This is a genomic window from Mesorhizobium sp. M0664 (assembly GCF_040320565.1).
Taxonomy (GTDB): Bacteria; Pseudomonadota; Alphaproteobacteria; order Rhizobiales; family Rhizobiaceae; genus Mesorhizobium.
The window spans coordinates 1-17,780 of the sequence record NZ_JAMYPW010000013.1 but is presented as its reverse complement, the minus strand read 5'-3'; the positions used below and the strand labels follow the sequence as shown (position 1 = coordinate 17,780).

Below are 17,780 nucleotides of genomic sequence, written 5' to 3'. Positions count from 1 at the left end.
TATTGTGGGCTCGATCTTTGAGAGCACATTTCAAGGCAGAGCTGATAGTGTTCATCGCACCACACCGCAATGAATGGAACAAGCGAGGGCACTCTCATGCTCGAGAAATTCGAACGTTATCCGCTCACATTCGGGCCGACCCATATCGAGAAACTGGAGCGGCTTGGTGGTCATCTCGGCGGGAAGGTCGATCTCTATGCCAAGCGGGAGGATTGCAATTCCGGCCTTGCCTTCGGTGGCAATAAACTGCGCAAGCTCGAATACATCGTCCCGGACGCGATCGCCTCAAACGCCGATACGCTGGTGTCGATCGGTGGCGTCCAATCCAACCATACGCGCATGGTGGCGGCCGTCGCGGCGAAGATCGGCATGAAGTGCCGCCTCGTGCAGGAAAGCTGGGTGCCCCACGAGGACGCCGTCTACGATCGCGTCGGCAATATCCTTTTGAGCCGGATCATGGGCGCTGATGTCCAGATGGTCGATGAGGGTTTCGACATCGGGATTAGGGAAAGCTGGGAACAGGCAATCGCGGATGTGAAGGCCAAGGGTGGCAGACCCTATCCAATTCCGGCCGGGGCTTCGGTACACAAATATGGCGGCCTGGGCTATGTCGGCTTCGCCGAGGAGGTCCGCGCGCAGGAGAAGGAGCTCGGCTTTGCCTTCGACTACATCGTCGTTTGTACCGTCACCGGTTCGACTCACGCCGGCATGCTGGTCGGCTTCGCCAAGGACGGCCGCGAGCGCAAGGTGATCGGCATCGACGCATCCTGCACTCCGGCGCAGACCAAGGCGCAAGTGCTCAAGATCGCGCAGAGCACCGCGACGCTGGTCGAACTCGGCAAGGAGCTCGATGAGAACGATGTCGTCCTGATCGAAGATTATGCCTATCCGGTCTACGGCGTCCCCTCGCAGGAGACGAAGGAAGCAATCCGTCTCTGCGCGCGTCTTGAAGGCATGATCACGGATCCGGTCTATGAGGGAAAATCCATGCAGGGCATGATCGATCTCGTGAGCAAGGGTTATTTTCCCAAGGGATCGAAAGTGCTCTACGCCCACCTTGGCGGCGCTCCGGCCATCAACGGATATGCTTATACGTTCCGCAACGGCTGAATCTATCCCGCCTGCCGCACCATCGCGTCCACTGCCCGCACCAGCATGTCGAGATCTTGAGGCCGCGACAGGCGGTGGTCGCCGTCGGGGATGAGCGACAGCGTGACGTCGTCGGCCGGCAGCAGGCTGACCAGCTTCAACGCATGGTTCGACGGCACGTCGGGATCGGCAAGGCCTTGCAGGATGTGGACCGGACAGTGCGTGTCGATCGGCCCGGTCATCACCCGGTTGTTGCGGCCGTCCTCGATCAGTGCGTGCGTGTAGATGTACGGCTCGGCGGAATAGTCCGACGGCTCTTCGAAAAAGCCCTTTTTCCTGAGGTTGCGCTTCTGCGCTCGGGTCAGCACCGGCTCCACCAGTTCGAATGTGAAATCGGGCGCCGGCGCCAGCAACACAAGGCCGGCGACGCTGTTCTCGCCCGCCTTGCGCAACTCCTGCACCATGCGCAGCGCGATCCAGGCGCCCATCGACGAACCGACCAGGATTTGCCTGCCCTGGGTGAAACGGCGGAAAACCGCCAGGCTCTCGCCCAGCCATTTCGAGATGGTGCCGTCGGCAAAGGCGCCGCCCGATTCGCCGTGGCCGGAATAATCGTGGCGCAGGAAGGCGCGGCCTTCCCCGAGCGCCCATTCCGACAACGTTTCGGCCTTGGTGCCCAGCATGTCGGATTTGTAGCCGCCAAGCCAGACGATGCCGGGCTCGGCACCTGTCGCATGCCTGACGGCGATGCTCGTCCCGTCGACGTCCAGAAAGATCGGGGTGGTGGTCATGGTGTATTCCCTCACGCCGGTCTTTTGGCACAGCAAGGCATTCAACGAAAAGTGCTCCGCCACTTTCTTCGCTTGGTGCAGAGGAGCATTCCATCGAGCAGGTGATTTCCTGAGAATGCTGTGCTATTGACTCCGACCGCGCGCTCACCACATTGCGCGTTCGCAATTCTGAACTGAAGAACCCCTTAACGAAACGGCTCAAGGAGACCACGACCATTCGCAGACCTTTCAAAGCAGCGGCGCCCACCAAGGAAGGCCCGCGCTCCAACCGTGACATCCGGGTTCCCCGGGTCCAGCTAATCGACGCCGAAGGCCAGAACCGCGGCGATGTCTCCATCAACGACGCATTGCTGCTCGCCGAAGAGGCTGGGCTCGATCTGGTCGAGATATCGCCCAATGCAGTGCCGCCCGTCGTAAAGATCCTCGATCTCGGCAAGCTGAAATACGCCAACCAGAAGAAGGCGGCCGAGGCGCGCAAGAACCAGAAGGTCATCGAGATCAAGGAGATCAAGATGCGCCCGAACATCGACAGCCACGACTACGAGACCAAGATGAAGGCCGTCCGGCGCTTTTTCGAGGAAGGCGACAAGGTCAAGCTGACATTGCGCTTCCGCGGTCGCGAGATGGCGCATATGGAACTCGGCATGCAGCTTCTGAACAAGGTTCGCGAGGAAGTGGCGCCCATCGCCAAGGTCGAAGCCGAACCGAAGCTCGAAGGCCGCCAGATGATGATGGTGCTGGCGCCCCGCTAAAGCGCGTTGCGCTTTAGTTCTGTTTGTGCATGTCGTTGTCGCAAAACCGCAGCGCACTTTTGGGCGACGTGCATTAAATCCGCCTGAATCATGTTGCAAGGCGTCCCGGCGATCGGCGGGGCGCCTGTTCTTGGCCAGACGCTGCGATCGCCGGCGAGAGCAAAGACGCTCTGGTTCCCTCGACGATCGGATTCCCGACATGGTCAATGACGTCAAGCATTCGGAAGCCAAATATGGGCTGGGCAGCTACCAGCACACGCGCAGGATGGTGCTTGCCGTCGTCGTCGTCGTCCTTTTCGCGATGCTTTTGTTCGGGCAGTCGGTTTTTCCGCCCGATACGCCTGTGCATGAAACGATCGAAATGGTCGGCGTCCTGCTGATCTTTCTCGGCGTTGTCGGACGCTTGTGGTCGACGCTCTATATTGGTGGACGCAAATCCTCCGAAGTGGTGACCGGCGGACCCTATTCGATCACCCGCAACCCGCTCTATGTCTTCTCTACTTTAGCTGCCGCCGGTGTCGGCGCACAGATCGGCTCCATCACCGCCACGATCGGCTTTGGAGCGCTCTGCGCGGGTGCATTTTACATCGTTATCCTGCGCGAGGAGAAATTCCTCAGGCAGGTTCTTGGCGCGCCATACCAGGCCTACCTGTTGAAAGTGCCGCGCTTCTTCCCGAAACTGTCGCTGTATCAGGAAGGCGACACCGGCGGCTTCAAGCCGCGCCTGCTGCGAACCACGCTGCTCGACGGTCTGGTCTTCCTGGTTGCCTTGCCGGCTTTCGAACTGATCGACGGCGCCCAGCAGTCCGGCATATTGCCGGTGCTGTTCCGTTTCCCCTGAGTACGGTGTTGCTGAGTACAGTGTTGCTGGGCACGGGGTGTTGCGCGCGCCCCCGCTTTGACGTATAGGACCGCCGTTCCCAAAAAACCGCCCGGCAGGGCATGCCGTGGCGGTTTCATTTGCTTTTCGGGCTTTGGTCGGCCTGAAGCGAACATCGCATTGGTGCGCATATAAACGGAGTAGCAAAATGCCCAAGATGAAGACCAAATCGGCCGCCAAGAAGCGGTTCAAGATCACAGGTACGGGTAAAGTTCTGTCGGCTGCAGCCGGCAAGCGTCACGGCATGATCAAGCGGTCCAACAAGTTCATTCGAAATGCCCGCGGCACGATGGTTCTGGCTGAACCGGATGGCAAGAAGGTCATCAAGAATTTTCTGCCGAACGGCCTCTGAGCATTCGGTCTGGACAGCGTTAAGGAGATCATGACATGGCACGCGTAAAGAGAGGCGTCACCTCGCACGCCAAGCACAAGAAGGTCCTGAAAGCCGCCAAGGGTTTTTACGGCCGTCGCAAGAACACCATCCGCATCGCCAAGCAGGCGGTGGAAAAGTCGCTGCAGTACGCCTATCGCGACCGCAAGAACCGCAAGCGCTCGTTCCGCGCGCTGTGGATCCAGCGCATCAATGCGGCGACGCATGAGCATGGCCTGACCTATGGCCGTTTCATCGACGGTCTCAACAAGGCCGGAATCGAGATCGATCGCAAGATCCTGTCGGACATGGCCATCCACGAGCCGCAGGCCTTCGCCGCACTCGTGGCCAAGGCCAAAGTCGCGCTCGAATACCTGAAGAATACCACGCCGAATGCTTTTGAAAGCGCTGTCGCTTAAGACCAGCGCTTCCCAAGCTATTCGACACTTGATTTGGGAAACCCGCGCTGGCAGGGCTGGCGCGGGTTTTTCTTTGCTTCCAATCGGATCTGGAACATGAGTGACATGGAAACTCTCGAAAATTCCCTGATGGCCGAGATCGCCTCGGCCGCCGACGAGCAGGCGATCGAGGCGGTGCGTGTCTCTGCCCTTGGCAAGAAGGGCTCGGTTTCCGAGATGCTGAAGACACTCGGCTCGATGAGCGCCGAGGAGCGACAGGTCAAAGGCCCGGCAATCAACGGCCTCAAGAACCGCGTCACCGAGGCACTTTCGGCGCGCCGCGCCGAGCTGAAAGATGTGGCGATCACAGCACGGCTTGCCGCAGAGAAGGTCGACGTCAGCTTGCCGGTCAGGCAATCGCCGGCCGAGCGCGGCCGCATCCATCCGATCAGCCAGGTTATCGACGAGATCGCGGCGATTTTCGGCGATCTCGGCTTTGCCATCGCCGAAGGTCCGGACATCGAGACCGACTATTACAATTTCACCTCGCTGAACTTCCCGGAAGGCCACCCGGCGCGCGAGATGCACGACACGTTCTTCTTCCAGCCGGACGAGCAGGGGGAGCGCAAGCTTTTGCGCACCCACACCTCGCCGGTGCAGATCCGCACCATGGAGATGCAGAAGCCGCCGATCCGCATCGTCATCCCCGGCAAGACCTACCGGCAGGATTCCGATGCCACCCACTCGCCGATGTTCCATCAGGTCGAGGGGCTGGTGATCGACAAATCGGCCAACGTCGCCAATATGAAATGGGTGCTGGAGGAGTTCTGCAAGGCCTTCTTCGAGGTGCCGAGCGTCAAGATGCGCTTCCGGCCGTCTTTCTTCCCGTTTACCGAGCCCAGCCTCGAGGTAGACATCCAGTGCGACCGTTCGCGGCCCGGCGAGGTGCGCTTCGGCGAAGGCTCCGACTGGATGGAGATTCTCGGCTGCGGCATGGTGCACCCCAATGTGCTCCGTTACGGCGGGCTCGATCCCGACGAATACCAGGGCTTCGCCTGGGGCATGGGCATCGACCGTATCGCCATGCTGAAATACGGCATGCCGGATCTGCGCGCCTTCTTCGACGCCGATGTGCGCTGGCTGTCGCATTACGGTTTTAGGCCGCTCGACATGCCGACGCTGTTCGGGGGCTTGAGCGCGTGACGACCGGGCCGCAGCAAATCCGCGGGCAGCTCGCCTTCCTGCACATGTCCGACGCGCGGCCGCATAGCTTCAAGTGCAGCGTGCCCAGACCAGACGGAACACAGTCATGAAACTCACCCTCTCCTGGCTCAAGGATCATCTCGAGACCGACGCCTCGCTGGCGGAAATCGTCGAGCGTCTCACCTCGATCGGCCTCGAGGTCGAGCATGTCGACGACCGGGCGAGCCTGGCCCCCTTCGTCATCGCCAAGGTGCTGACGGCGGTCCAGCATCCCGACGCCGACCGGCTTCGCGTGCTGACCGTCGACACCGGCGACGGCAAGCCGCCGGTGCAGGTCGTGTGTGGAGCGCCGAACGCCCGCGCGGGCCTGATCGGCGCCTTTGCAGCACCGGGCACCTATATTCCCGGCATCGACGTGACGCTGACCGTCGGCAAGATCCGCGGCGTTGAAAGCCATGGCATGATGTGCTCCGAGCGCGAGCTCGAATTGTCCGAGGAGCATGACGGCATCATCGACCTTCCGGCCGATGCGCCGGTCGGTACCAGCTTCGCCGCCTATGCCCATCTCGACGACCCGCTGATCGAGATCAATCTGACGCCGAACCGGCCGGATGCGACCAGTGTCCATGGCATCGCCCGCGATCTGGCGGCGAGCGGGCTCGGCACGCTGAAGAGCGCCCCGATAGAGCCGATCCCCGGCAAGGGCGAGACGCCGGTCAAGGTGACGATCGAAGCGCCGGAGCTCTGTCCCGGCTTTGCGCTGCGCCTGGTGCGCGGCGTCAAGAACGGATCGTCGCCGAAATGGCTGCAGCAAAGGCTTCTCGCCATCGGCTTGAGGCCGATCAGCGCGCTCGTCGATATCACCAATTACGTCACCTTCGACCGCGGCCGGCCGCTGCATGTCTTCGACGCTGCGAAGGTCACCGGCAATCTCGCCGTGCGCCGGGCGCGTGATGGCGAAAAGGTGCTGTCGCTCGACGGCCGCGAATACACGCTGACGCCGGAGATGTGCGTCATCGCCGACCAGGACGGCATCGAATCGATTGCCGGCATCATGGGCGGCGAGCATTCCGGCTGCGACGAGAACACCACCGACGTGCTGATCGAGTCGGCGCTTTGGGACCCGATCACCACCGCCCGCACCGGCCGCACGCTCGGCATCATCACCGACGCACGCTACCGCTTCGAGCGTGGCGTCGACCCGGAAATGATGATTCCCGGTGTGGAGCTGGCGACGAAGCTGGTGCTCGATTTCTGCGGCGGTACGCCGGCGCGAACCGAAGTCGTCGGCTATGCCGGCCATCAGCCGAAGATCGTCTCGTTCCCATTGTCGGAAGTGAAGCGGCTGACCGGCATCGAAGTGCCGCGCTCGACAAGCCTCGACATTCTTGCCCGCCTCGGCTTCAGGCCGGAGGGCACGGGCGATGTCGTCAATGTGGCGGTCCCGTCCTGGCGGCCGGATGTCGACGGCAAGGCCGACCTGGTCGAGGAGGTCATGCGCATCCACGGCGTCGACAACATCGCGCCGCAGCCGCTCGGTTCGCACGATGCGGTCAACGCCAAGATCCTGACTGTGCTGCAGATCCGCACCCGCGCTGCCAAGCGGGCACTTGCCGTGCGCGGCATGATGGAGGCCGTCACCTGGTCGTTCATTCCGGCAAAACACGCCGAATTGTTCGGCGGCGGCCAGCAGGCGCTGAAGCTTGCCAACCCGATCGCCGCCGATATGTCGGACATGCGGCCGTCGCTGCTGCCGGGGCTGATCGCGGCAGCACAGCGCAATGCCGACAGGGGCATCGGCGATGTCGCGCTGTTCGAAGTGTCGGGCACTTACGAGGGCGACGGCGCCGACCAGCAGCGGCGCGTTGCCGCCGGCGTGCGGCGCGGCACCGCCAGGCTCGAGGGCTCCGGCCGCCATTGGGCCGGCAATGCCGGCGCCGTCGGCGTCTTCGATGCCAAGGCCGATGCGATCGCCGCACTCGAAGCCTGCGGCGCGCCGGTCGAGCGGCTGCAGATTGAGGCCGGCGGTCCGGCCTGGTATCATCCCGGCCGCTCCGGCACGATCAAGCTCGGGCCGAAGGTAATCCTTGGCACGTTCGGCGAGTTCCACCCGAAGACGCTGGAGGGGCTTGACGTCTCCGGCCCGCTTTGCGGCTTCGAAGTGTTCATCGATACCGTGCCCGAGCCGAAGGCCAAGCCGACGCGAACAAAGCCGAGGCTTGATCTGTCCGCCTTCCAGGCGGTCAAGCGCGATTTCGCCTTCGTCGTCGACAAGGCGGTCGAAGCCGGCACACTCGTTCGCGCCGCCCTTGCCGCCGACCGAAAGCTGATTTCCGGCGTCTCGGTGTTCGATGTTTTCGAGGGTGCAGCGCTCGGCGCGGCGAAGAAATCGATCGCCATCGAAGTGTCGATCCAGCCGGTCGAAAAGACGCTGACCGACGAGGATTTCGAGGCGCTGGCCAAGCGCATCGTCGAGAATGTCGGCAAGCAGACCGGCGGCGTGCTGCGCGGCTGAGGGGTTGCGAGCGCCTGGCGAATCGCCGTCCAAAGGGCGATGGACCATTTGCGCTATTCAGGGCTGCCCTTCGAGGAACAGCGTGCAGTCTTTCTCGATATCGTCTCAGCCGATCCGCTGGTCAGTGAGACGCTGTCGCGGGTACGGGTGCTAGGCCTGCCGGACTGGCTGGTCGTCTCCGGCGCGCTTTACAACAGCGTCTGGAATCATCTGACCGGAAAGCCATCGGGGTACGGCATCCGGGATGTCGACCTGTTTTATTTCGATGAGAGCGATCTGTCCTATGAAGCCGAGGACACGGTCATCCGCCGTGCGGCGAGGCATTTCGAAGGGCTGAAGCTGCCGGTCGAGGTTCGCAATCAGGCACGGGTGCATCTGTGGTTTGAGGCGCGCTTTGGCGGTTCCTATCCCAGACTGTCGTCGTCCGCCGAGGCGCTGTCCTATTTCGCTTCGAAAACCCATGCGGTCGGCGTTAGATTCGGCACCGATGGGCAACTCGCGCTCGTGGCGCCGTTCGGGCTCGACGACATCTTCTCGTTTCGCGTTACCCCGAACCGTGCACTGGATAATCGGCAGACGCACGAGATGAAGGGCGCGCGTGCCAGGGAGAACTGGCCGGAGATCAGTGTCATGCCTTGGTAGGAAATGTCGGCGCGAGGCACCCCCCCTCTGCCCTGCCGGGCATCTCCCCCTCAAGGGGGGAGATCGGATGTCGCCTCGGCTTTCGCCAATCACCGGCGCCGGAAGGGCGGGCAGGGCGCGGGAACTGCCAATCTCCCCCCTTGAGGGGGAGATGTCCGGCAGGACAGAGGGGGGTGCCTCGCGCCGAGGTCTCACAACGCTTTGCATCGCACCGTATTAGTCAAAAGGGGTGCCCAAACGCCCCGTTTCGATTACGCCGTCGATTGCCGTTCACCCGTTAACCAGCGCCAGCAGCTCCTCGGTATAGCGCTTGCCGACCACCTTTTCCGGCGACAGGGCGTCGCCGATGGATGCCACCTCGGCCTGGCTCAGCACGATATCGGCTGCCGCCGTATTCTGCTCCAGATGGCGCATTTTTCGCGCACCAGGGATCGGGACAATGAAGTCGCCCTGATGCAGCACCCAGGCGAGCGCCAGCTGCGCCGGCGTCACGCCCTTCCCGGCGGCCATCTTTTCCAGCACGGCGACGACCGCCGCATTGGCCGCCATGGCGTCGGCCTGGAAGCGCGGCAACCCACGGCGCCAGTCGTCGGCGCCGAGAACATCGGGCTTGGCGATCGTGCCGGTGAGCAGGCCGCGGCCGAGCGGGCTATACGGGACAAAGCCGATGCCGAGCTCACGGCAGACAGCAAACACCTCCTCCTCCGGATCGCGGCTCCACAGTGAATACTCGCTCTGCACGGCGGCGATCGGGTGCACGGCATGCGCCCGACGAATGGTCGCCGCACTCGCCTCCGACAGGCCGAGCGCCCGCACCTTGCCCTCGCGCACCAACTCGGCCATGGCGCCGACCGTATCCTCGATCGGCACGTTGGGGTCGACGCGGTGCTGGTAATAGAGATCGATCACCTCCGTATCCAACCGCTTCAATGACGCTTCGGCCACGGCCTTGACATGCTCCGGGCGGCTATCGACACCGGCCATGCGCTCCATGCCGCTGCCTTCTTCGAGGATTTTGAAGCCGAATTTGGTTGCGATCGTCACCTTGTCACGCACCGGCTTCAGCGCCTTGCCGACCAGGATCTCGTTCTCGTAAGGGCCATAGACCTCGGCCGTGTCGAAGAAATTGACCCCGATCTCGACGGCATGGCGCAGCGTGGCAATCGCCTCCGCCTCCGGCTGGCCACCATAGGCAAAGCTCATCCCCATGCAGCCGAGGCCGACCGGGTAGACGTCAAGTTCATTGCCAAGCTTTCGGGTTTGCATCACGTGTCTCCTTGTTGTGATGGTTGTGATGCCGCAGAGATAGCGTCTTGCGCCGAGTTCGATAATCGGCTCTCAATTGCACGGGCTGTTCCAAGAAATAGATCAATGAAGCGAACCCATCTTTCACAGCTCGCGGTACTGGCAATGGTCGCCCAATGCGGCAGTTTTCGCGGCGCCGCCAAGGAACTGGCAATCGCGCCGTCGGCGGTCAGCCACGCGGTGTCCAGCCTCGAAGCGCGCCTCGGCGTGCGCCTTCTGGCGCGCAGCACGCGCAGCGTCGCTCCGACCGAGGAGGGCGCGCAACTGCTCGAGCGCCTCAGGCCGGCGCTGTCGGAAATCGACCTTGCGCTTGAATCGGCAATCGAGGCGCGCCACCGGCCGGCGGGCAATCTCAGGCTGACCGTGCCGCGCACCGCCGCCCACCTGACGCTGACGCCAAGGCTCGGCGCCTTTGCTGCTGCCTATCCCGACATCGTGCTGGAGATCGTCATCGAGGACCGCTTCACCGACGTGGTCAAGGGCGGCTTCGATGCCGGTGTGCGGCTGGGCGAGAGCCTGCAGCGCGACATGATCGCAGTGCGCATCGGACCAGACCTTCGCGGCGCGGTGGTCGGCACGCCATCCTACTTCGAGACCAGGTCCAAGCCGCAGCATCCGCGCGATCTCGCCGCTCACCGCTGCATCCGCTTCCGCTTCTCCAGCGGCATCATCTATCGCTGGGAATTCGAGAAAAACGGCGAGGAGATCGAAATCCCGGTGGAAGGGCCGCTGATCCTCGACGAGGACCATCTGATTGCCAATGCCGCGGTCGACGGCGCCGGGCTCGCCTTCGTGTTCGAGGACTATGTCCGCGACCCGCTCGCCGGGGGCAAGCTCGTTCGCGTGCTGGAGGACTGGTGCCCGCGCTTCGATGGTTTCTTCGTCTATTACCCCAGCCGCCGCCAGATGCGGCCGGCGCTCAGGGCCTTTGTCGATTTTTTCAAGGTCGGCGAGTAAGCCAACCCTCCCCACAAGGGAGAGGTGGAAGAAAGTCGACCTGGCATTCGTTCACCGACCATGTCAGCACTGCCCAAAAACCAGACGGCCGGCTACGGCTGGACGGCGATCATCCTTCACTGGCTGATCGCGGCGCTCTTTATTGGCCAGTTCGTGCTCGGCTTCGTCATGGTGCGGCTGTCCAGCCAGCGCACCGCCTTCGAGCTGATCCAGCTGCATAAATCCTTCGGCTTCCTGCTGCTTGGACTGGTCATCCTGCGCATCGCCTGGCGCCTGGGCAGACCGGCCCCGCCGCTGCCGCGCTCGGTCGGCCCTTTCGAGCGCCGGATGGCGCCGCTGGTCCATCTCGCGCTTTATGCGTTTCAGCTCGCTCTGCCGCTGTCCGGCTGGGCGCTGGTCTCGGTCTCGGTGCTGGAGATCCCGAGCGTGCCGTTCAATCTGTTCGTCATGCCCAATCTGCCGCTCGGTGAATCGGACACGGCAGAAAGCTTCTGGGCAGCGACGCACTGGTATCTCGCCTATGCCGGCATCGGACTTGTCGCTTTGCATCTCGCCGCAGCGCTGCGCCATCATTTCTGGCTGAGGGATACCGTGCTGACGCGCATGATCACGGCTTCGTCACATCACGACAGGGAATAGAGCGGACGGCTCATTCGTTGATGGGGCGAGGACGCAAGAAAGCGTTGCCTGCCAAGAGGACCATTTCCATGTACGCGCGCATCTTCGGATTTGCGGCAGCTGCCGCTTGTTTTGCCATGCCTGTTTTCGCCGCCGTTGCCCTTGGCGAGGCGGCCGGCAGCTACACGATCAGCCCGGGGAGTTCCAGCATCCATTTCTCCATCGCCAAGCTCGGCGGCGGCGGGCTCGACGGTGCCTTCTCCCGCTTCAAGGGCAGTATCCTCATCGACAACAGCGATGTCGGCCGGTCCCGGGTCAATTTCACCATCTTTCCCGAAAGCGTCGGTACCGGCCAAAGCCGCATCGATGCCTTTCTCCGCTCGGACGCTGTTTTCGACGCGGCCAACAATCCGGAGATCCAGTTCCGTTCGACCAGCGTCAAACGCACCGGCGACACGTCGGCCCTTGTCACCGGCCGGCTGACGGCGCGCGGCAAGACCTTTCAGGAAAAATTCACGGCCGAGCTCGGCGGGCTCAGGGCGGGCACGATAAAATTCCACGTCACCGGCAAGGTGCTGCGGTCGCGCTACGGCATGGATGTCGGCACGCCGATTTATTCCAACGTCGTCGATTTCGACATGACGCTGATGGGTAGAAGGGGATAGCCTTTGCAGGTTCCGCAGGGGGCAGCGCCGGCATCCGGACAAGCCGCAGATGATCGCCGTGTTCGCCGCCATGCTCCCGCATTGGCTTTTCTCCTGAATTAGGGCAAACCTCCAGGCCTGCAATCGAGAGGAGAAATCTGATGTTCCGATGGGGTGTTTTGTCGACGGCCAAGATCGGCCGCGAGCAGCTTTTGCCGGCAATCGTCGAGGCGGAGAACGGCGTGCTGTCCGCGATTGCCAGCCGCGATCTGTCGAAAGCGCGGGCGCTGGGCGAACGCTTCGGTGCGCGCCACGCGTTCGGCTCCTATGAGGAGCTGCTCGCCTCCAGCGACATCGACGGCGTCTACATTCCGCTGCCGACCTCGCAGCATGTCGAATGGACGGCCAAGGCGATCGAGGCCGGCAAGCATGTTCTGGTCGAAAAACCGCTGGCGCTCGATGCCAGGGACATTCCGCCGCTGATCAAGCTGCGCGATGCCAGGAAGGTGCTGGTGTGCGAAGCCTTCATGGTCGTCTACCATCCGCAATGGATCAAGGTGCGCGAGCTGATCGCCAACGGCGCCATCGGCCGGCTGCGCCATGTCCAGGGCGCGTTCTCCTATTACAATGTCGACCCCAACAACATGCGCAACAAGCTCGATCTCGGCGGCGGCGCGCTGCCCGACATCGGTGTCTACCCGACAGTGTCGACACGCTTTTCGACCGGCAAGGAGCCGCTGCGCGTCCAGGCGACGATCGAGCGCGACAAGACGTTCGGCACCGACATCTATTCCTCGATCCGCGCCGATTTCGGCGACTTCGAGCTGTCGTTTTACCTGTCGACGCAGATGGCGGCACGCCAGGTGATGATCTTCCACGGCGAGAAGGGCTTCATCGAGGTGTCCTCACCGTTCAACGCCGGGCTCTACGACCATCACCGCGTCGAGCTGCACAACCAGAACCACAGCGAGGCGCAGGTGTTCCGCTTTCCCGGCACGCAGCAATACCGGCTGGAAGTCGAGGCCTTCGCGCGGGCTGCGCAGGGCGGCAAGGACCGCGTCTTCACCCTGGAAGAATCGGTGCTCAACCAGAAGGTCATCGATGCCATCTTCCGCGCCGGCGAAAAGGAAGGCTGGGAAACAGTCTAGGCCGGCCGTGATCCCACAACGGGACCGGTTTTTGTACAAGATCATGGCCAAATAGATGTCCGACGATGCGGATGTGATCATTGTCGGCGCCGGCCTTGCCGGCCTTGTCGCGGCGGCCGAACTGACTGCGGCCGGCAAGAAGACCATCATCGTCGAGCAGGAGCCGGAACAGTCGCTTGGCGGCCAGGCATTCTGGTCGCTCGGCGGCATCTTCCTTGTCGATTCGCCCGAACAGCGGCGCATGCGCATCCGCGATTCGTATGAGCTGGCGCTCGAGGATTGGCTGGGCACCGCAGCCTTCGACCGCACGGAAGATCTCTGGCCGCGCCGCTGGGCCGAGGCCTATCTCGGCTTCGCCGCCGGCGAGAAGCGCTCCTGGCTCATGCAGCGCGGCCTGAAATTCTTTCCGGTGGTCGGCTGGGCCGAGCGCGGCGGCGGCAATGCCGTCGGCCACGGCAATTCGGTGCCGCGCTTCCACATCACCTGGGGCACCGGCCCTGGCGTGCTCGAACCGTTCGTGCAGCGCGTGCGCGAGGCCGAGAAACGCGGGCTGATCCGCTTCAAATTCCGTCACCGTGTAAACGAATTGACGCGGACGGGCGGCGTCGTCGACGGCGTGCGCGGCGACCTATTGGCGGCGAGCGATGCCGAGCGCGGCCGCAAGAGCTCGCGCGAGATCACCGGTGATTTCGAGCTGAAGGCGCAGGCCGTCATCGTCGCCTCCGGCGGCATCGGCGCCAATCACCGGCTGGTCCGGGAGAATTGGCCGAAGCGGATGGGCGCGCCGCCGAAACGCATGATCACTGGCGTTCCCGATCATGTCGACGGCCGCATGCTGGCGATCGCCGAAGCCGCCGGCGGCCGGCTGATCAACCGCGACCGCATGTGGCACTATGTCGAGGGCGTCAGGAACTGGGCACCGATCTGGACCGATCATGCGATCCGCATCCTGCCCGGCCCGTCATCGCTGTGGCTCGATGCGCGCGGCAAGCGCCTGCCGGTCCCGCTCTATCCCGGCTTCGACACGTTGGCCACGCTCAGCCACATCATGAGCACCGGCTTCGATCATTCCTGGTTCATCCTGACCAAAAAGATCATCCAGAAGGAGTTCGCGCTGTCGGGCTCCGAGCAGAACCCCGATCTGACGGGGAAGAGCTGGCGCCAGGTGCTCGGCCGCGCCACCAGCGGCGTGCCCGCGCCGGTCAAGGCGTTCATGGAGAAGGGCGAGGATTTCATCGTCGAGCCTGATTTGCCGGCGCTGGTCGCCCGCATGAACGCAGTGGCCGGCTGCGAGCCGCTGCTCGAACTGGCGCAGGTTGAGCGCGAAATCCGCGCCCGCGACCGGCAGCTCGACAATCCGTTCTCCAAGGACATGCAGATTACTGCGTTGCGCGGCGCGCGAGCCTATCTCGGCGACCGGCTGATCCGCACCGCAAGACCGCACAAGCTGCTCGATCCCGCCAATGGCCCGCTGATTGCCGTCAGGCTCAGCATCCTGACCCGCAAGACGCTCGGTGGGCTGGAGACTGACCTCGACAGCCGCGTGCTGGGCGCCGGCGGCCAACCAGTCGAGGGGCTGTACGCGGCGGGCGAGGCCGCCGGTTTCGGCGGCGGCGGCATGCACGGCTATGCAGCGCTCGAAGGCACGTTTCTCGGCGGCTGCATCTTTTCCGGCCGCAGTGCCGGACGGGCGGCGGCACACGCGGTGGGGTGAAACAAGGCCCGCCGGCGGCCGTTGCGCCAAGGTGGCGGGTCGCACCGAATGGCCAACTTCCCTTAGAGCATTTTGCAGCCGAATGGAATCATTTGGCGTCCGCATAAATGCGGCAAAACAGATAGTTAGAGCGGGTTACCGGTTCCAGGAGAACCGGAACCGGCTCTAGGTGAAGGGCTGCAAATTGACGTCTTGAAGCTTGGAACCGGCAAGCAAAGCCTCGAGCACCTGCTTCTTGAGAGACAGGCACTGCGAACGGGCAAGTTTGACGATGGCGGAAATCTCGCCTGCCTCACAGGCAAGGACCAGCTCCTTTTGCTGGGCGATGATCAACTGGGTGAAGTCGCGGGACTTGAAGCCGAGGTGGAGAACCCGCGCCGACTGGTCGAGTATCTGGTCCAGCAGATGCGCCAGTCGTAAATTTCCCGAGAGCTCCGCAAGGGCCAGACGAAACGCACGGTCGGCCGCAAGGAAGGCGACGTGGCTGCGTAGCGTCTCCGGCTTCAGCACTTTTTGCGCTGCCAGCCTGACATCCTCGAGCCCGCGCTCAGTCATGTTCGATGCCGCCACCCTGAACACTTCCGGCTCGATCAAGCTGCGGACATCGAAGATCTCGTTGACATCCCGCAGGCTGAGCGTAGCAACGACGTAGCCGCGGCGCGGCTCGCTCCTGACCAGTCCTTCCTGCATCAGTCGGGCCAGCGCCGCGCGGATGGTCGCCTTTTTGATCTGGTATCGATCACCGATCTGTTTCTCCGTCAGCGCCTCGCCGGGGCGCAGCACGCAGGCGATGATGTCGTTCCTCAGCTGCTCATATGCCTGTTCCCTGCGAAGGACGTCGGCGGCTGACAGTGCTGTCGCCTCGACCGTAGCCGGTCTTGCCGGTTCGGCGGTCAACTTCGTCGTTTTCATATTTTGTCCGTCTGGCTGTCCGATTGACGCTGGCCTCAGCATTCGCTAGCGTGATCATCTCAAATTGATAATCTGAGCATCTCAGGGAGGATAACTGATATGCCTTTAGCCGCCAACTCGCCCCTCTACGCTGTTGCTGATGATATCGTCAATGCCGCGAAGGGGCCAGATCCCCTCGAAGCGGTAAGGACGGTCCTGGGCGACTACACCAACCGCTTTCACGCATCGGGAACACTCGCTCACGAAGAAGACGACGACGAGGTGCTTCTGCATGCGAGTCCGAACCTGACGATCTATCACATCACTCTGTCGCCCGGCCTGCAGTACCCGCCTCACAACCACCTGATGGATGCCTTGATCGGCATCTACAAGGGCAGCGAGACGAACTTCATCTATCCCGTTGCCGGCAGCGAACTCGATGTTCCCGAAAGGCAGGACATCGCAGCGCCTGCCGTGGTGCACATGGCGTCAAATACCGTTCATGCGGTTGCGAATACGGGCGGTGCGCGATCGGGTGCGCTGCATGTCTACCTCGGCGATCTCACACGAACCCACCGGCAGCTGTGGAGTCCGGATAGCAACCAGGCCGAGCCGTTTGACAATGACCGCTATCTGGCCGGCGCTCGGCCCATTCAGCAGTCCGGGCACGAATGAGCGCAGGGGCGTCGCGGGCGGCGAAATTGGCCGTGATCAGCGGACCCGTCGGAATCGCGTCACACTTGTCACTCTCGCCAACCCGCTATCGCCCCTATCCTATCTGACGACCCAACACGTCGCGCCTGCGGCGACAAACCAGCAAGGAGATGCACAATGACGGCACATCAGAATGGCACAGGCGAGCAGACGAAGCGGCTCGCGATGAAGACACCACCGGTCGTTTCGTCTGACGCGTGGGAGGCCGCGCGCCAGCAACTGCTCGTGAAAGAGAAGACCGTGACCCGGGCTCGCGACGCACTGGCCGCCGAGCGCCGGCGGATGCCGTGGATGGCGGTGGAGAAGACCTATACGTTCGAAGGGCCTGATGGAAAGGTGAGCCTGCTCGACCTGTTCGAGGGCCGCCGTCAGCTGATCGTCTACCGCGCCTTCTTCGAGCCCGGCGTATTCGGCTGGCCCGACCACGCTTGCCGCGGCTGTTCGCTGGGGGCGGACCAGGTCGGCAATCTTGCCCATCTGAACGCCCGCGACACCACGCTTGCCTACGCCTCGCGCGCACCGCAGGCCGACATTGCGCGGCTGAAGGCGCGGATGGACTGGAAGATGCCCTGGTACACCATCACCGACAGCTTCGATGCCGATTTCGGCGTTGACGAATGGCACGGCCACAACGTGTTCATCCGCGACGGTGATCGCGTGTTCCGTACCTACTTCATCAACAACCGCGGCGACGAGGCGATGGGGACCGTATGGAGCTATCTCGACCTGTCGCCGCTCGGCCGCCAGGAGGTTTGGGAGGATTCGCCCGAGGGCTATCCGCAGACGCCGACGTACAAGTGGTGGAACTGGCACGACAATTACGGCGCCGAAGCCGTTCCCGACAAAAAGTGGGTCGAGGTGTCGGACGCCGGAGAGGCCGCGTTCCGGAACCGCACCGAATAGAACGTCTTTGGCGTCGCGCAAATGCGGCCAGGACAATTGGAGGAGCGGGATGCACGGTTCGACCGCATCCCGCTCGCTATGTGGGACTACGGACATGAGCGAGATTCATGCAGGCGGATCCACCGGCGATGCGAGCCCGGCCGGCCATAGTGCAGCCGATTAGTTGTGTGCGTCAAGTTCTGCAAAATGGCGTGGCATTGCGTTGACGTCGGCGTGTCCGCCGCGCAGCCCCCGTGTTTAGCGGAG

General features: G+C 63.0%; 18 protein-coding genes. 15 read left to right on the top strand and 3 right to left on the bottom strand.

Annotation, left to right across the window (positions count from 1 at the left end):
- The first annotated feature begins 96 nt into the window (after positions 1–96).
- Positions 97–1,110 (top strand): 1-aminocyclopropane-1-carboxylate deaminase, encoded by a 1,014-nt coding sequence (locus NKI39_RS14820; RefSeq protein ID WP_352769726.1) that lies wholly within the window; start codon positions 97–99, stop codon positions 1,108–1,110.
- A gap of 2 nt (positions 1,111–1,112) precedes the next feature.
- Here the strand turns inward: NKI39_RS14820 and NKI39_RS14815 are convergent, their stop codons facing one another.
- Positions 1,113–1,880: an alpha/beta hydrolase gene (locus tag NKI39_RS14815; RefSeq protein ID WP_352832553.1), complete on the bottom strand. Its 768-nt coding sequence runs from the start codon at positions 1,878–1,880 to the stop codon at positions 1,113–1,115.
- A 215-nt stretch (positions 1,881–2,095) separates the two neighbouring features.
- Here NKI39_RS14815 and infC point away from each other — a divergent pair, with 215 nt between their 5' ends.
- The 7 genes from infC to NKI39_RS14780 all read left to right on the top strand — a co-directional run bounded on the left by infC (position 2,096) and on the right by NKI39_RS14780 (position 8,640).
- The gene (gene infC / locus NKI39_RS14810) at positions 2,096–2,632 is read left to right on the top strand and encodes a translation initiation factor IF-3 (protein ID WP_023677573.1); all 537 of its coding nucleotides are present in this window, start codon (positions 2,096–2,098) and stop codon (positions 2,630–2,632) included.
- A 199-nt stretch (positions 2,633–2,831) separates the two neighbouring features.
- The gene (locus NKI39_RS14805) at positions 2,832–3,473 is read left to right on the top strand and encodes a methyltransferase family protein (RefSeq protein WP_352451636.1); all 642 of its coding nucleotides are present in this window, start codon (positions 2,832–2,834) and stop codon (positions 3,471–3,473) included.
- Between the two features lie 187 nt (positions 3,474–3,660).
- Positions 3,661–3,864, top strand: a complete 204-nt coding sequence (gene rpmI, locus NKI39_RS14800; protein ID WP_006201248.1) for a 50S ribosomal protein L35 — start codon at positions 3,661–3,663, stop codon at positions 3,862–3,864.
- A gap of 35 nt (positions 3,865–3,899) precedes the next feature.
- A complete protein-coding gene (rplT, locus tag NKI39_RS14795) occupies positions 3,900–4,301 on the top strand; it encodes a 50S ribosomal protein L20 (RefSeq protein WP_006201247.1) in 402 nt (133 codons plus the stop codon).
- Positions 4,302–4,397: 96 nt separating this feature from the next.
- Positions 4,398–5,483 (top strand): phenylalanine--tRNA ligase subunit alpha, encoded by a 1,086-nt coding sequence (gene pheS / locus NKI39_RS14790; protein WP_352451635.1) that lies wholly within the window; start codon positions 4,398–4,400, stop codon positions 5,481–5,483.
- A 106-nt stretch (positions 5,484–5,589) separates the two neighbouring features.
- Positions 5,590–7,998: a phenylalanine--tRNA ligase subunit beta gene (pheT, locus tag NKI39_RS14785; RefSeq protein ID WP_352832551.1), complete on the top strand. Its 2,409-nt coding sequence runs from the start codon at positions 5,590–5,592 to the stop codon at positions 7,996–7,998.
- 39 nt (positions 7,999–8,037) lie between these two features.
- Positions 8,038–8,640 (top strand): nucleotidyltransferase family protein, encoded by a 603-nt coding sequence (locus tag NKI39_RS14780; protein WP_352832549.1) that lies wholly within the window; start codon positions 8,038–8,040, stop codon positions 8,638–8,640.
- Between the two features lie 270 nt (positions 8,641–8,910).
- Here NKI39_RS14780 and NKI39_RS14775 read toward each other — a convergent pair whose 3' ends face one another.
- On the bottom strand, positions 8,911–9,906 hold the full coding sequence (locus NKI39_RS14775; RefSeq protein WP_352540001.1) for an aldo/keto reductase: 996 nt from the start codon (positions 9,904–9,906) through the stop codon (positions 8,911–8,913).
- 105 nt (positions 9,907–10,011) lie between these two features.
- On the opposite strand from NKI39_RS14775, the gene NKI39_RS14770 reads away from it, so the two are divergent.
- From NKI39_RS14770 to NKI39_RS14750, 5 genes are all read left to right on the top strand, one after another.
- On the top strand, positions 10,012–10,902 hold the full coding sequence (locus tag NKI39_RS14770; protein ID WP_352832547.1) for a LysR family transcriptional regulator: 891 nt from the start codon (positions 10,012–10,014) through the stop codon (positions 10,900–10,902).
- 60 nt (positions 10,903–10,962) lie between these two features.
- Entirely contained in the window at positions 10,963–11,541 is a 579-nt protein-coding gene (locus NKI39_RS14765; protein WP_352472552.1) for a cytochrome b, read from the top strand.
- A 68-nt stretch (positions 11,542–11,609) separates the two neighbouring features.
- Positions 11,610–12,185 carry a YceI family protein gene (locus tag NKI39_RS14760; protein ID WP_352767410.1) on the top strand — a complete coding sequence of 192 codons (576 nt, stop codon included), beginning with the start codon at positions 11,610–11,612 and terminating at the stop codon, positions 12,183–12,185.
- Between the two features lie 140 nt (positions 12,186–12,325).
- Positions 12,326–13,312 (top strand): Gfo/Idh/MocA family protein, encoded by a 987-nt coding sequence (locus tag NKI39_RS14755; protein WP_352832545.1) that lies wholly within the window; start codon positions 12,326–12,328, stop codon positions 13,310–13,312.
- Between the two features lie 55 nt (positions 13,313–13,367).
- Positions 13,368–15,026 (top strand): FAD-binding dehydrogenase, encoded by a 1,659-nt coding sequence (locus tag NKI39_RS14750; RefSeq protein WP_352832542.1) that lies wholly within the window; start codon positions 13,368–13,370, stop codon positions 15,024–15,026.
- 165 nt (positions 15,027–15,191) lie between these two features.
- Here NKI39_RS14750 and NKI39_RS14745 read toward each other — a convergent pair whose 3' ends face one another.
- On the bottom strand, positions 15,192–15,938 hold the full coding sequence (locus NKI39_RS14745; protein ID WP_352540004.1) for a GntR family transcriptional regulator: 747 nt from the start codon (positions 15,936–15,938) through the stop codon (positions 15,192–15,194).
- A 99-nt stretch (positions 15,939–16,037) separates the two neighbouring features.
- Here NKI39_RS14745 and NKI39_RS14740 point away from each other — a divergent pair, with 99 nt between their 5' ends.
- Both NKI39_RS14740 and NKI39_RS14735 read left to right on the top strand, forming a co-directional pair.
- Positions 16,038–16,592: an autotransporter gene (locus NKI39_RS14740; protein ID WP_352540005.1), complete on the top strand. Its 555-nt coding sequence runs from the start codon at positions 16,038–16,040 to the stop codon at positions 16,590–16,592.
- A 156-nt stretch (positions 16,593–16,748) separates the two neighbouring features.
- On the top strand, positions 16,749–17,534 hold the full coding sequence (locus tag NKI39_RS14735; protein WP_352832538.1) for a DUF899 domain-containing protein: 786 nt from the start codon (positions 16,749–16,751) through the stop codon (positions 17,532–17,534).
- Positions 17,535–17,780: the final 246 nt, after the last annotated feature.